The following is a 12,929-nucleotide window of genomic DNA, read 5'->3' as shown; positions in this document are numbered from 1 at the left end:
CCTGGGCGCGGCGGACCTCGGCCACGGACAGCAGCGCCGTCTCCGCCGCCTCGCGCACGGCGGCATACCGGTCCACCTCCGAGGCGGGCGTCTCCAGCATGAAGCCCGCCCGACCGGGGCCGATCGCCAGGCCCTGGACCAGCCCTGCGGACACCAGTCCCTTGCCGCTCACCGGATCGCGTACGGCCTCCAGCGCCGAGAGCACAGCGGCCCGATCGGGCGCCTGCGGCGCGCCTGACGGCGGGGAGGCGGCGGAAGTCGACGTGGAGGCGTCTGGGGGCATGGCTTGCACTGGGATCGAGGCCGCTTCATATCCCGGCGGTCGGCTTCCATTGCAAGGCCGCATGGCTTGGCGCGCGTATGCGGCGGAGCCGAGGAGACACCTTCTGCCCTGGAACGATACCAGCAAGCCCGCCCAGAAGCCTGGTCCCTGGGATGCGCCGACGCAGGGCGATCGCGGGAAGGCGCCTGACGAGCCGTCGAGGGAACGGCGTCAGCCGACCTCCAGCGAACCCCGGCCGCCCCGCAGCAGCGACTCGGCCCCACCGTGGGGACGTGAAGAGGGGTCGGAGAAGCTCAAGCCCGCGCGCCGGCCTTCGCCCCTGCGCAAACCTGCCGGCTCCAAGGCGCCCTCTACATCGGCGCCGCGAGGTCCTCACCTGGACGAGCTGACCCGGCAGGCCCGCGCCAGCCTCGCACGCTTGCTGCTGCAGCCTTCAGGCCAGGGTTTGCGCGCAGGCGTGGTGGTCGGCCTGCTGGGCGTGCTTGCAATCGCCTGGGGTCTCAGCGGGCTCTATGAGGTGGGCGCCGATCAGTCCGGGATGGTCACACGCTTTGGGGCCTTCGTGGACGAGACCGGCCCGGGCCTGCACTACCACCTGCCCGCTCCGATTGAAGCTGTCCGAACATTGCCGGTCGGGGGCGTCAACCGGCTCGATCTCTCCGCGGAGGGGGACGGAACAGATGGCGTGGGACTCATGCTCACCCAGGATGGGCAGCCGGCGGAGGTGAGCTTCAGCCTGCAGTGGCGCATCGTCGATCCCTACAAGTACCTCTTCCTGTCCGGCGATCCCCGGGCTGCACTTCGTCAGGAGGCGGCGGAGGCGATGCGGCAGGCTGTGGCCCAGAGCTCCTTCACGGACTTGACCGCCTACAGCCGTGGCGGCGCTCCGGCGAGGGCGACGGCGCTGCTCCAGGCGGCGTTGCGGCGGGATGATCTGGGCCTGTCCGCGACTGGCCTGCAGATCCGCGATGTGGAACCGCCTGCGGGCGCCCAGGCCGGCTTCCACGACATGGCGGCGGCGCGCGAAGACGCCCAGATGACGGCGCGTGATGTGGGCGGCTATCGCGACCGGGTGCTGGCGGCGGCGCGAGGCGACGCCGCCAAGACCGTGCAGGCCTCGCAGAGTTATCGCGACCAGGAGGTCAGCGAGGCCCGCGGCGAGGCCGAGCGGTTCGCCCTCGTCGACGCCCAGTACCGCAAGGCGCCGGACGTCACCCGCGAGCGCCTGTACACGGAGACGATGGAGCGGGTGCTGCACAATACCAGCAAGGTGATCGTCCAGACGCCCAAGGGCTTCAGCGGCCAGATCGTGCTGCCGCCAGAGCTGTTCCGCTCCAAGCCGCCTGAGCCACCCGCCCCGGCGCAGCCTCAGGGACAGGCCGGCCAGCCAGCGGCGCCCGCAGCCGCCGACCCCTCGACCGCGCCGACGGCCTGATGAAGCCGCTCCGCATCGCCGTCCCGCTCGTGCTCGCAGCGATCGCCTTGGTCGCCGCGATCAACGCCGTCTACGTCGTCGAGCAGGGTCGACAGGCCGTGCTGCTGCGCCTGGGCCAGCCGATCGCCGCCGTCAACGCCGGGGCGGCCTCGACAGAGGCGGGGCTGCACCTCAAGTGGCCGTTCGTGGATCAGGTGGCGGTGCTCGACCGGGGCAGCCTGTCGCTGCTCACGGCTCCGGTCGAGCTTGCAGGCGCGTCTCCGGCGGCGGTGCAGGCGGAGATGCGCTATCGCATCCGCGACCCGCTCGGCTTCTATCGCGCCCTCGGCGACGAACGGCTCGGCGCGCGACGGCTGTCGGAGCGGCTTGAAGACGGTCTGGAGCGTAGGCTCGCAGGTGCGGCGCTTCCGCAGGACCAGCGCCCCGTGCTGGCGCGGGCGATCCTGGCGGACGTGGAAGGCCAGGCGGCGACCGCACATCTGGGCGTCGACATCCTCGATGTCCGGTTCGCCGATGCTCCGCCTTCGGCCGCCACGGTGGAGGCCCTCTCCCATCGCATGCGGGACGCCGAGGCCCGGCAGGTCGGCGAGATCAAGGCGCAGGGCGAACAGCACAAGCGCGAGCTGTCAGCCCAGGCCGACCGGGACGCCGCCGACATCCGCGGCGAAGGCGAGCGCCAGGCGCTGGTGCTCCGCGGGGATGGCGACGCCCAGCGGGCTGCGATCCTGGGCGACGCCTACGGCAAGGATCCCGCCTTCGCGGCTTTCTTCCGCCGGCTGGAAGCCTACGACCAGGCGCTGAACCCCGACAACACGACGCTGGTGCTCTCATCGGACACCGGCTTCCTGAGTCTGCTGGGGCATGGTCCGGGCGGCGACGCCAAGCCATCCCGCTAGCCAGGTCCGGCCGCCGCCGCCGCGACCTCCGCTACAGCCGCCAGCAGCCGCTCGAAATCCCGCCGGTCGAGGGCGCCGATGCAGCCGATGCGGAAGCTTGGGGCTTTGGTGAGCTTGCCCGGATAGATCAGGAAGCCGCGCTCGGCCAAGCCGTCGTAGAACCGGTCGAAGACGAAGCCGACGTTGTCGGGGACTCGAAAGGTGGCGATGATCGGCGCCTGGAGGTTGGCGGCCAGGTAGAGCCGATAGCCTAGCTGCGCCATGCCTTGCACCAGGACATCGAGGTTGTCGCTGTAGCGGGCCAGACGCGCGGGGGGACCCCCTTCCCGCTCCAGCTGCCTGAGCGCCTCCACCAGTGCGGCGACCACCTGAACCGGCGGCGTGAACCGCCACTGGCCGTTCGCCTCGAAGCCCCGCCACTGGGCGTGGAGATCAAGGCTCAGGGACGCGCACACTCCCTCCGCTGCAGCCAGGACGGAGGTCTCGACCAGGGCGAACCCCAGGCCGGGCGTGCCTTCCAGGCACTTGTTGCTCGAGGCGATCACCGCCGTGACCGGCGTCGTAGCGAGGTCTATGGGCAAAGCGCCGAAGCTCGCCATGGCGTCCAGCAGCAGTCTGGCGCCATGGCGGGCGACGATCCGAGCCACTTCGGCCATGGGGTTCAGCAGACCCGTGGTGGTCTCGCAGTGGACCAGGGCCACATGGGTCACGCCCGGATCGGCCTGCAGGGCCTGCTCTACGGCTGCAGGATCGACCGGCGCATCCTCCGGCCAACGCAGGGTCTGCACGTCCAGGCCGAGGCGGGCGCCGATGGAGATCATGCGCTCGCCATAGGCTCCGTTGGCGAGCACCAGCAGCCGATCCGTGCGTCTGACCAGGGTGGCTATGGTGGCCTCAACCGCGAATGTCCCGCTGCCCTGCAACGGCACGGCCACATGGGTCCCTGCGCCCCCGACCACGCCGAGCAGCCGCTCCCGAAGCTCCGCGGTCAGGGCGATGAAGGCTGGATCGCGCGAGCCCCAGTCCTGCAGCATCGCTCTGCGGGTGGCGTCGCGGGTGGTGAGCGGACCGGGCGTGAGCAGGATCGGGCGCAGGTTCACCGCGCCTCCTGGGACTTCACGGCGCCGAGAAGGACGCTTGGCCGGGCTTGGCGGAGCTCGCTCCACTGCCACAGCATGAGGCCGGGGGCGCCGAGGGCGAGCTCACGCACCCGCCGGATGAGCGACAAGGCGAGCGCCTGCGCAGGAGCGATCCCGAACAGGCCGCAGATCAGCACGTAACCGCCCTCCTGCACGCCCAGAGCGCCGGGGATGGCGAAACCCAGCGCGCGCACCACCTGGCCCAGGCTCTCCACCACCAGCGCTTCCCGCCAGCTCGGATGCAGGCCGAGCGCCCAGAGCCCCGCCCCTGTCTCCAACACGCCGAGCAGCCAGGAGGTAAGATGGGCCGCGCCGGAGGCGGCGAGCCGCCCGGGATCGGCGTAGATACGTTCCAGGGCCTGGCCGAGGCCCTGCAGCCCAGCCAGGGCCGGCCAGCGGGCGCGCTCCCCCAACCGCACCAGCAGGCGGGACAGATGGGCGGCCAGCCCGAGCCGCTGGGCCGCCAGGAAGCCGCTCGCTACGAGGACAGCCGCCACGGCCCCACCGATCGCCAGCCCTTCCGCAGCCTGGGAGCGCGGCCCGCCGAACAGCGCTGCCACGCCCAGCAGGGTGAATGCGGCCTGGCTCGCCATCTCCAGGGTCAGGTCCACCGTGCAGCTGGCCGCTGACGCCGCGAGGGGGACGCCCGTCTGGACCAGCAGGCGCGCCCGCACGACGTCGCCCCCGACCTGCGCCACGGGCAGCAGGGCGTTGACCGCCTCGCGTACGAAGCGCAGCCGGAACAGCCGCGGCAGGCTTGGGCGGGCGTCCAGGATCAGCGGCCGCCAGCCGAGCGCGGAGGCCGCGGTCTGGGGCAGGTGCAGGGCGATGACGAGCACGACGCCCCACCCCGCGCCGGTGATGGCGGCGACGATCTGGCCGGCATGGTTGGCGGCGATCAGGCTCAGCGCGACCGCGAGCCCGATCGCCACCGCCATGAGGGCGGGGGCCCTCACGACACCGTCACGGCTATACGAGGGGCAGATGGCGTCGTCTCAGCCAGGAAGGCCTTGAACCTCCGGGCCACCTCGGCGGGCTTCACGGTGGGTCGGCCCAGCCTGTCCATGGACCCCGGAGCGATGCGTATGTGGATGAGGCAAGGCCCGGACGCGCCGGTGCAGGCCGCCAGCGCCTCCTCGAACCCGGCCGCGGAGTCGCAGGACGCCACATAGGCGTAGCCGCAGGCCAGGGCGACGCCGGCGAAGTCCACCGTGGCCGAAACGGTCGCCTGGCCCCCGGTGGAGTCGTGCACGCCGTTGTCCAGCAGGATGTGCAGCAGGTTGGAGGGCGCGTAGGCGCCGATGGTGGCCAGGGCGCCGAGCTTCATCAGCGCCGCGCCGTCGCCGTCCAGCACCACGACCTTGCGCGCCGTGTTCAGGGCGACCCCGAGCGCCATGCCGCTCGCGCCCCCCATGGAGCCGACCTGGTAGATGTGCTGGGGCCGGTCGGCCAGGGTGAACAGCTCGCGCCCGCACTTGCCGGTGGTGGCGACCACCGCAGTCTCCTCGTCCGTGCGGTCCAGGAACCGCTGCAGCACGGCGGACCGGGTGGGTCGCGCGCCGCCCTCGCGGACGTCCTCGCGGCGGCCGGGCGCGCGAGGCTGCGGCGACGGCTGGTCCAGGTCCGCGTCGGCCACCTCGCCCTTTCGCAACACCCAGGCGAAGGGGTGCGAGGTCGCTTCCATGCGCGCGACCGCGTGGACGAAGGCGGGGCCGAGCTGATCGGGCTGGGCGGGGAAGTCGGCCTGCTCCAGCCCCATCAGGCCGATCAGGTCGTGGGTGATGCGGCCCATCACCTCGTGCTGGGGCTCGTCCGGCTCGCCCGGCCGGCCGCGCCAGGTGGTGATGAACAGGGTGGGGATGGCGAAGGGCGCGTTTAGCGACGTCAGCGGGTTCACCGCATTGCCGAGGCCTGAGTTCTGGCACATCACCACCGTGCGCCGTCCCGCCAGCCACGCCCCGGCCGCGATGGCCACCGCCTCGCCCTCGCTCGCCGCGCCCACATAGCGCAGCGCCCGGTCCGACAGCACCCCGTTGATCAGGGGCGTCAGGTAGCTGCAGGGGACGCCCGTATAGAAGTCGAATCCTGCCCGTGTGGCGTGGGCGATGAAATCGTCGGCCGTGATCATCGCGGCCTTTTAGGCCGGTTTTCAGCCAGGGGAAATCGGCGCCCCGCCTAAACGCTTCGGAACAGTTCACGAGCAGCGCAGCTTACCCTTACCCGTCCCGGGGCCAGGGCTCCCAAGATGTTTATGCGTATAGATCAGCTACAGGCTGAATTGCCGAAACCGAAAAAGGCCGACCCCAACGCCGCCGCCGCCCTGCAGGAACTTCTGGGCGGCAAGTTCGGCGAGATGTCTACCCTCAACAATTACATGTTCCAGAGCTTCAATTTCCGCAACAAGGAGAAGCTGCGCCCCTTCTACAGCCTGGTCGCCTGCATCACCGCGGAGGAACTGGGCCACGTCGAGGTCGTCACCAACGGCGTGAACCTGCTCGCCAGCGGCCCCGACCCGCAGCGCGACACGGATGTCTCCAAGCACCCTTTCGCGGACATGAAGGACATGCGCTCGGCCGCCAACTTCCTGCACGCGGGCGGCGCGGCCACCGTCACCGACAGCAACTTCCGGCCCTGGACGGGCGAGAACGTCTTCTCCACCGGCAACCTGATCCTGGACACGTTGCACAACTTCTTCCTGGAGTGCGGTGCGCGCATGCACAAGCTGCGCGTGTACGAGACCCTGTCCGATCCTACCGGGCGCGAGGTGTGCGGCTACCTGCTGGTGCGCGGCTCCGTCCACGCCCATGCCTACGCGCTGGCGCTGGAGAAGCTGACCGGGGTGGCGATGAAGGACATGCTGCCCTGCCCCAACATCGACCTCAGCAAGATACCCGAGTGCCAGAAGTACCTCGACGAGGGCAGCCACCGCCGCCTCTACCGCTTCGGCTCCAAGGACTATTCGGAGATGGCGGCCATCTGGGGCGGCGGCGAGATGGCCCTGCCGAACGATCCCCCGGGCGAGCTGGAGATCGTGGAAGGCCTGCCGGACGGCGGCAAGATCCCCGACCTGGAAGGCTCTTCCGCCGCCTTTACCCCGGACTACGCCCCGGAGGAGATCTTCGAGATCGCGTCGAAGCTGACCAAGAAGATGTGATGCGAGGGGGCCGGACTTCGGTCCGGCCCTGAGGCCTATCACCTTGGCTCGCGCGAGCGCGATCTAGGGCGGCGGATTCAGGAGGGCCTGGAAGCGGACGTCGTGGATGTCTGAGTGGGGGCTGACCTGCATTTTCAAATCCGCTCATCCCTGCGGATGCCGGGACCCAGACTGCAGGGCTTGCGGGTGGGACAGGCGGCGCTGCGAACCTGTCCGCCGTAGCACCTTGTGATCTGGGTCCGGCTTTCGTCGGGATGCGCGAAGTGAGTTTAAGCTCCTCAAAACTGCTCAGGTGAAGTTCCGCGCCGCGGCCACGTCGGTCAGGGTGTCCACGTCCATCCAGTGGCCGGTGAAGTACTTCACGCGCACCGGATGCTTGGCCGCAAGGCGGGTGAACAGGAGCGGCATGTCGGCGGTCTCCAGCAGGCCTTCGGCCTGCAGGGCGTCGAGTTCGGCGCGGAGCAGCTCGGTCCCCCGGGGGCTGAAGCGGGCCAGGCCCATCCACTCGCCGGCGGCTTCTGCGCCCGACAGGTCGCTGCCCATCCTCACGAGCTGGGCCGGAGCGCTGTCGAGATAGTCGCCGGAGTACCAGCGGTCGGCGGCCACCAGGTCGCGCACCCGGGGCTTCTCGGCGCCTGAGGGCGGACGGGCGTCGACGGCCAGGACGATGTCGGCCCGAGAGCCCATCAGGCTGTCCAGGATGAAGTTGCGGAACAGAACGTCGCCATAGGCCACCACCGCCTCGCCCTCCAGCTGGTTCCGCGCCTGGGCCAGGGAGAAGACCTCGCCGGTCTCCGCGTAGCGGTCGTTGTCCACCAGGCGTGCGCCTTTGGCCGACACCGCCTCCTTGCGGTAGCCGCGCACGACCGAGACCTCGCGCACGCCGCTCTCGTTCAGCACGCCGACAAGGCGCTGGAGCAGGGTCTCGCCGCGCACGTCGATCATGCACTTGGGCCGGTCGGCGGTGAGCTCGCCCAGGTCGCCGGAGGAGGCGGCCAGCACCACCGCCCGCGCGCGCGGCTTGTCGGGCAGATAGCGACGCTCGGCGGCTTCCAGCTCGGCGTTGCCGACCAGGCGGAAGATGTCCTTGACGCTGGCCACCCTCCCCTCGACTTCGACCAAGGACTGGTCGTCGTGGATGCGGCGCGCGGTCTCACGCATGGCTGTGATGGAGGCGCGCATCAGGTGGTTGGCCCAGATGATGGTCGACACGCCTGCCTGGCGGAAGTGCTCGGTCGGAGTGGCGTAGTACATGGTCGGCACGATCACCACCGGCGCCCGGCCGCCCCAGCGCCTCGTGAACTCCAGGATTTCGGCGGCGTTCGACTGCTTCGAATGGATCAGGATCGCATCGGCGCCGGCGCAATGGTAGGCCTCCGCGCGGGTCAGCGCCTCCTCCATGCCGCGGCCGGAGATCAGGGCCTCCACGCGGGCGACCAGCACGAAGTCGTCGTCGAGCTGGCTGTCCTTGCCGGCCTTGATGCGCCCGCAGAACTCGTCGATGTCGGCGAGCGGCTGGGCCTCGCCGATGAAGCTGTTGGTCTTGGGGAACAGCTTGTCTTCGATGCAGACCCCGGCGACCTGGCGCTCGCAGAGCTTCCTCACCAGGCGACGCACGCTGTTGAAGTTGCCGTAGCCGGTGTCGCCGTCCACCAGGATGGGGATGTCCACCGCATCGGTCATATACTCTAGCACGTCGAGCACCTGGGTCCAAGACGCCTCGTTGGAGTCGCGCAGGCCAAGGCTGGCGGAGATGGTGAGCCCCGAGGCCCACAGACCGCCGAATCCGGCCTCCTGCGCGATCTTGGCGGACAGTCCGTTGTGCGCCTCCATCAGCAGGCAGAGCGCCGGCGAGAGCATCTGCTCCCGCAGCGCCGCGGACCGGGTCTGGTTGTCGGCCGTCGTTCCTGGCGGCCCCGCAAGGTCGGATGCGGCGGACTCCCGCGGGGGGGCGGTGCGAAGGGGCGTGTTCAAGGAGGGAACTTTCGACTTGGCCGCAGCTGACGACTGCGCGAAGATTCGCTAGTAGGGCTCTGACCGAGACCAGCTAGTCACCCATCATTCTATTGTCACCGGTATGTAATGGAAACACCCCCCCCGAACGACGTGGCCGTGATCCTGGCGGCCGGGGTGGGCGGGCGCCTGGGCGCGGGCCATGAGGCGCCCAAGGCCCTGCTGGACTTCGCCGGCCGCACCCTCCTGGACCGTCACGTCCGTAACCTGGAGGCCATCGGCGTGCGGGATATCGCCATCACCGTGGGCCACGAGGCGCAGATGATCCGCGACGCCGTGGCGGGGCTGACCACGGACGCCCGCATCACCTTTGTTGAAAATCCCCGATATCGGCGAGGAAGCCTGGTGTCTCTCTGGGCGCAGCGCGTGCGGCTGCAGGCGGGCGCAGGCGTGATCCTGATGGACGCCGACGTTTTGTGCGACGCACGCATGCTCGCGCGCCTGGGCGACGGGCAGGCGGAGAACACCCTGCTGGTGGACCGGCAGCTGGAGCCCGGCGACGAGCCGATGAAGCTTTGCTTCCGACGGGGCGTGGACGGGCAGGATCGGATCGTGGACTTTCGCAAGCGCCCCGAGCACGCCCACGACTGGCACGGCGAGTCGGTCGGCTTCTTCCGCTTTTCAGGGGCCATGGCGGTGGAGCTCGCCGCGCGCTGCGGCGGCTACGTCTCCACCGACCAGCTCGACGTGGAGTACGAGGAGGCGATCCGGGACCTGCTCCTGGCCCATCCGGACAGGTTCGGCGCCGTGGACGTGAGCGACCTGCCCTGGACTGAGATCGACTTCGAAGAGGACGTGGTGCGAGCCCGCACCCATGTCCTGCCGCAACTGATCGAAACCTGACGATGACCGACACTCTGGCCGCGCAGCCCTCCCCCGCCCTCGCCTCGCCCTCGGGTCCGATCGCCCCCGAGGACCTGGACCACTACGCCCGCACCGGCTGGCTGGCCGCGCGGGGGCTGTTCTCGGCGGCGGAGACGGCGGACATCGCGCGCTGGACCGAGGAGGTCTGCGCCTGGCCTGAGGTTCCGGGCCGCCACATGGTCTATTACGAGAAGAGCCTGCTCGACCCGGCCGCCAAGGTGGTGCAGCGGATCGAGAATTTCTGTCCCTATCACCCGCAGTTCGACGCTTTGGTGCGCGGCGGCCGGCTGCTGGCGGCTGTAGAGCAGCTGCTGAAGCGTCCTGCAGTGCTGTTCAAGGAGAAGGTCAACTTCAAGAAGGCGGGTGGCGCGGGCTTCGAGCCCCACCAGGACCAGCAGGCCGGCTGGTCGACCTACGCGCCGAGCTTCGTCACCGCCCTGGTCTCGATCGACCGGGCGACGGTGGAGAACGGCTGCCTCGAGATGAGCGACGCCCCTCGCTATGCAGGTCTGATCGGCCAGGAATGGACCCCGCTGACGCCTGCGGAGATGGCCAGCTTCAGGCTGATTCCGGTGGAGACGGAGCCCGGCGACGTGCTGTTTTTCGACAGCTATGCGCCCCACGGCTCACAGCCCAACCTGACCGGCGCCCAGCGGCGCATCCTGTATCTCACCTACAACTCCGCCGGGTACGGTGATCACCGCGCGCAGTATTATGCCGACAAGCGCAGGAGTTTCCCGCCTGAGGTCGAGCGCGAGTCCGGCAAAGACTACAAGTTCCGGGTCTGATGGAAGCCGATCAATCGAAAGCCTCGCGAACAGCTCGAAGACCAACATATCTCGAGTATCGGGCGTCCGCCCCGTTCAAGGACGCAGGCCGCTTTCCAAGACACGCCCGTTACGGCTTGGCCACGCAGTCGTAGACCGAGCGGTCACCGTCGGTGTGGCTCCATCGCGCCGAGCGCCCGTAGCGGGCGCAATGAATTACCGCGAGCGGGAGGGCGTCGATCCGGCCGCCCTCGATGCTGACCCGGCCGGCATCGCCCTGGACCTGTCCCTTGGAAACGCGATCGACCAGGGGCGGCTGGTTCGCGCATCCCGCCAGTGCGAGGCCGGTGATCCCAAGCAGTGCAAGGCCACGAACCATCCCGCTCTCTCCGATCCAAGGATGAAGCCTCGCAGGGCTTCGCGGTTCCGCCCTTGTCGCCTGCGGTGGCAGCGCCTGCGGGGCTGGAATTCGAGCCTTCAAGGCCATCTGTGACGAGACCGCAGATCAGCGGCGGTGAAACATCCTAGTCTCGGCCGGCGGCGGGCGGCGGCGAGGACGCCCTAGACTGCCGCGCCGCCTTCATGCCCCACTGCGCGCCGATCACCGCGCCCTTGACGACGGGCAGGAGCAGCAGCGTCAGGACCAGGATCAGCGGCAGCGTCGTGCCAAGCACCAGCCAGATGGGCGACTTCCAGATGAACGGGAAGATCAGCAGCGGCCCGATGCAGAGATGCCCGACCAGAAGGATGGTGAAGTAGGGACCCGCGTCGTCGGCCCGGTACTGGGCGTTGTCGTGCCCGCAGGTCGGACAGGGTGACAGCACCTTCACATAGCCGAGGAAGAGCGGACCCGAGGCGCAGTTCGGGCAACGCCGACGCACGCCGCGGCGCAGGCCCTGGAAGACCGGGTTGGGGACTGGGGCCGTCGTCTCCGTCATCGCCGACAGATGCGCGGGATGCCCCGCAGGTGCAAGCGGACGGCCTTTCGGAAAGCGGCAGCAGGGACTAAGGGGATGGATGATCGAGATCCTAGAACTGCAGGGCGGAGCTTCGCCGCGAGGGCGGTTCGACCAGGCCGCCAAGGTGCTGGAGGCCGGCGGTTTGATCGTCTTGCCGGACCGCCGGTTCGCCCTGTCTGCGGCCGAGACACGGATGCTGGACCCATCCATATCGGACGACCGCGCCAAGAACATCAGTCTGGATCCCGCCACCGGCCGAGTATCGGGAACCAGGCTGGACGACGCCGGGCGTCATGTCCTGGCGGGTCTGATCGGGCGCTTCGCCCAGACGGCCGACGCCCTGCTGGCCGAGCTTACGCCCCGCTATGCGCCGGCCCTGCAACGACGCCGAACGAGCTTCCGCCCCGGAGCCATCGCCGACCGCGCCCTGAGCCTGCGCAAGGACGACCGTCGGCTGCATGTGGACGCCTTCCCCGCCAATCCAGTCCAGGGGCGCCGCATCCTACGCGTCTTCGCCAACGTCAATCCGGAGGGCGAGCCGCGGGTCTGGAACGTGGGCGAGGATCCTTTCGACGCGGTGGCGAGACGGTTCCTGGGTCGACTGGTTGTCAAAGAGCACGCGGCGACCGTCAAGGAGGCGCTCGGCCTGACCAAAGGGCGTCAGTCGGCCTATGATCAGGCGATGCTTAGGCTTCACGACGCCGCCAAGCTGGACCACGGATATCAGGCTGACGCGCCACGCCGACGACTGGAGCTGCCTGCAGACAGCCTTTGGGTGGTCTATACGGACTCAGTCATGCACGCAGCGTTGAGCGGCCAGCATGCCTTGGAGCAGACCTATCTCATGCCGGTCGAAGCTATGGCGGAGGAAGCCCTGTCGCCGCTCCGCATCCTGGAACGGATGACGGGAAGAGCCCTGGCCTGAGCGAAGAAAAGCCCCGGCGGTGAGCGCCGGGGCCATGTCTTGCCGCTGCAGATGGCTCAGGCCCCAGGGGCCGGAGCAGACGCCGGGGCGGGAGACGCCGACGGTGTGCCCGTCATAGCCTTCTTCATGTGATGGTGGTGGTGGCCCATCTTATGATGATGTCCCTTCGCCACATGGCCTCCGCCCATCATCTTGCCGGACTGGATGCAGCGATCCTGGCCCTTGCTGGTGCAGACCGGGTAGCTCGCCGGCGGTGCGCCGTCGGGAGCGTTGGCCGTCGTGGAGGCGCTGGCGTCAGGCGCGCCGGATGCGGGCGACGGCGGAGCTCCGCCCTGGTCACCGGCCGCTGGAGGCGGTGCAGCCCCACCCTGCATCGCGCCGCCGCTCTGGTCGCCGCCGGCGGGCGGAGACGCCCCGTTCATCGGTCCCTGTGGCGCCTGCCGGACTGGTCGGTTCCCTGCGGCGGCGAGGCGGCGGGGTCCGGCGACATCGAT

Annotated in this window: 13 protein-coding genes and 1 pseudogene; 6 read left to right on the top strand and 8 right to left on the bottom strand. The window is 69.5% G+C overall.

What is annotated here, in order from left to right:
- On the bottom strand, positions 1-283 hold a 283-nt coding region (locus tag HUV06_RS10065), incomplete at its 3' end, for an iron-sulfur cluster assembly protein (RefSeq protein WP_174301139.1).
- Positions 284-701: 418 nt separating this feature from the next.
- Here HUV06_RS10065 and hflK point away from each other — a divergent pair.
- Positions 702-1,718, top strand: coding sequence for an FtsH protease activity modulator HflK (gene hflK / locus HUV06_RS10060; protein WP_174301138.1), 1,017 nt, complete (start codon positions 702-704; stop codon positions 1,716-1,718).
- Positions 1,718-2,614, top strand: coding sequence for an SPFH domain-containing protein (locus HUV06_RS10055; RefSeq protein WP_174301137.1), 897 nt, complete (start codon positions 1,718-1,720; stop codon positions 2,612-2,614). Before hflK ends, HUV06_RS10055 begins: the two co-directional genes overlap by 1 nt.
- Here HUV06_RS10055 and HUV06_RS10050 read toward each other — a convergent pair.
- The 3 genes from HUV06_RS10050 to aepY are packed head-to-tail and all read right to left on the bottom strand — an operon-like array spanning position 2,611 to position 5,881.
- The gene (locus tag HUV06_RS10050) at positions 2,611-3,714 is read right to left on the bottom strand and encodes a 2-aminoethylphosphonate--pyruvate transaminase (RefSeq protein ID WP_174301136.1); all 1,104 of its coding nucleotides are present in this window, start codon (positions 3,712-3,714) and stop codon (positions 2,611-2,613) included. The genes HUV06_RS10055 and HUV06_RS10050 overlap by 4 nt on opposite strands.
- Positions 3,711-4,709, bottom strand: a complete 999-nt coding sequence (locus tag HUV06_RS10045) for a flippase-like domain-containing protein (RefSeq protein WP_254601033.1) — start codon at positions 4,707-4,709, stop codon at positions 3,711-3,713. Before HUV06_RS10045 ends, HUV06_RS10050 begins: the two co-directional genes overlap by 4 nt.
- Complete coding sequence (aepY, locus tag HUV06_RS10040) at positions 4,706-5,881, bottom strand: phosphonopyruvate decarboxylase (protein WP_174301135.1); 1,176 nt, start codon at positions 5,879-5,881, stop codon at positions 4,706-4,708. The genes HUV06_RS10045 and aepY overlap by 4 nt, the downstream gene beginning before the upstream one ends.
- A gap of 123 nt (positions 5,882-6,004) precedes the next feature.
- On the opposite strand from aepY, the gene HUV06_RS10035 reads away from it, so the two are divergent.
- The gene (locus HUV06_RS10035) at positions 6,005-6,907 is read left to right on the top strand and encodes a manganese catalase family protein (protein WP_217433766.1); all 903 of its coding nucleotides are present in this window, start codon (positions 6,005-6,007) and stop codon (positions 6,905-6,907) included.
- 288 nt (positions 6,908-7,195) lie between these two features.
- On the opposite strand, the gene aepX is transcribed toward HUV06_RS10035, so the two are convergent.
- Entirely contained in the window at positions 7,196-8,881 is a 1,686-nt protein-coding gene (gene aepX / locus HUV06_RS10030) for a phosphoenolpyruvate mutase (protein ID WP_217433764.1), read from the bottom strand.
- A gap of 138 nt (positions 8,882-9,019) precedes the next feature.
- Between aepX and HUV06_RS10025 the strand changes: the two genes are divergently transcribed.
- A complete protein-coding gene (locus tag HUV06_RS10025; RefSeq protein WP_217433763.1) occupies positions 9,020-9,763 on the top strand; it encodes an NTP transferase domain-containing protein in 744 nt (247 codons plus the stop codon).
- Between the two features lie 2 nt (positions 9,764-9,765).
- The gene (locus HUV06_RS10020) at positions 9,766-10,572 is read left to right on the top strand and encodes a phytanoyl-CoA dioxygenase family protein (protein WP_174301132.1); all 807 of its coding nucleotides are present in this window, start codon (positions 9,766-9,768) and stop codon (positions 10,570-10,572) included.
- Positions 10,573-10,681: 109 nt separating this feature from the next.
- Here the strand turns inward: HUV06_RS10020 and HUV06_RS10015 are convergent, their stop codons facing one another.
- Both HUV06_RS10015 and HUV06_RS10010 read right to left on the bottom strand, forming a co-directional pair.
- Positions 10,682-10,930 carry a hypothetical protein gene (locus tag HUV06_RS10015; protein ID WP_174301131.1) on the bottom strand — a complete coding sequence of 83 codons (249 nt, stop codon included), beginning with the start codon at positions 10,928-10,930 and terminating at the stop codon, positions 10,682-10,684.
- A 145-nt stretch (positions 10,931-11,075) separates the two neighbouring features.
- A complete protein-coding gene (locus tag HUV06_RS10010; protein ID WP_174301130.1) occupies positions 11,076-11,489 on the bottom strand; it encodes a DUF983 domain-containing protein in 414 nt (137 codons plus the stop codon).
- A gap of 79 nt (positions 11,490-11,568) precedes the next feature.
- Here HUV06_RS10010 and HUV06_RS10005 point away from each other — a divergent pair, with 79 nt between their 5' ends.
- Entirely contained in the window at positions 11,569-12,435 is an 867-nt protein-coding gene (locus HUV06_RS10005) for a Kdo hydroxylase family protein (RefSeq protein ID WP_174301129.1), read from the top strand.
- Positions 12,436-12,491: 56 nt separating this feature from the next.
- On the opposite strand, the pseudogene HUV06_RS10000 reads toward HUV06_RS10005, so the two are convergent.
- Positions 12,492-12,929: pseudogene (locus tag HUV06_RS10000) on the bottom strand (hypothetical protein); the annotation flags it as partial.

It is taken from the genome of Caulobacter sp. S45, from assembly GCF_903642205.1.
Taxonomy (GTDB): domain Bacteria; phylum Pseudomonadota; class Alphaproteobacteria; order Caulobacterales; family Caulobacteraceae; genus CAHJWH01.
The sequence above is the reverse complement of the archived record's forward strand: the minus strand, read 5'-3'. Positions and strand labels throughout refer to the sequence as shown.

Bases quoted from the DNA above. Each gene is read 5' to 3' on its own strand.
- HUV06_RS10005 (WP_174301129.1), top strand. From the start codon at position 11,569: ATGATCGAGATCCTAGAACTGCAGGGCGGAGCTTCGCCGCGAGGGCGG.
- HUV06_RS10055 (WP_174301137.1), top strand. From the start codon at position 1,718: ATGAAGCCGCTCCGCATCGCCGTCCCGCTCGTGCTCGCAGCGATCGCC.
- aepY (WP_174301135.1), bottom strand. From the start codon at position 5,881: ATGATCACGGCCGACGATTTCATCGCCCACGCCACACGGGCAGGATTC.
- HUV06_RS10035 (WP_217433766.1), top strand. From the start codon at position 6,005: ATGCGTATAGATCAGCTACAGGCTGAATTGCCGAAACCGAAAAAGGCC.
- HUV06_RS10020 (WP_174301132.1), top strand. From the start codon at position 9,766: ATGACCGACACTCTGGCCGCGCAGCCCTCCCCCGCCCTCGCCTCGCCC.
- HUV06_RS10015 (WP_174301131.1), bottom strand. From the start codon at position 10,930: ATGGTTCGTGGCCTTGCACTGCTTGGGATCACCGGCCTCGCACTGGCG.
- HUV06_RS10010 (WP_174301130.1), bottom strand. From the start codon at position 11,489: ATGACGGAGACGACGGCCCCAGTCCCCAACCCGGTCTTCCAGGGCCTG.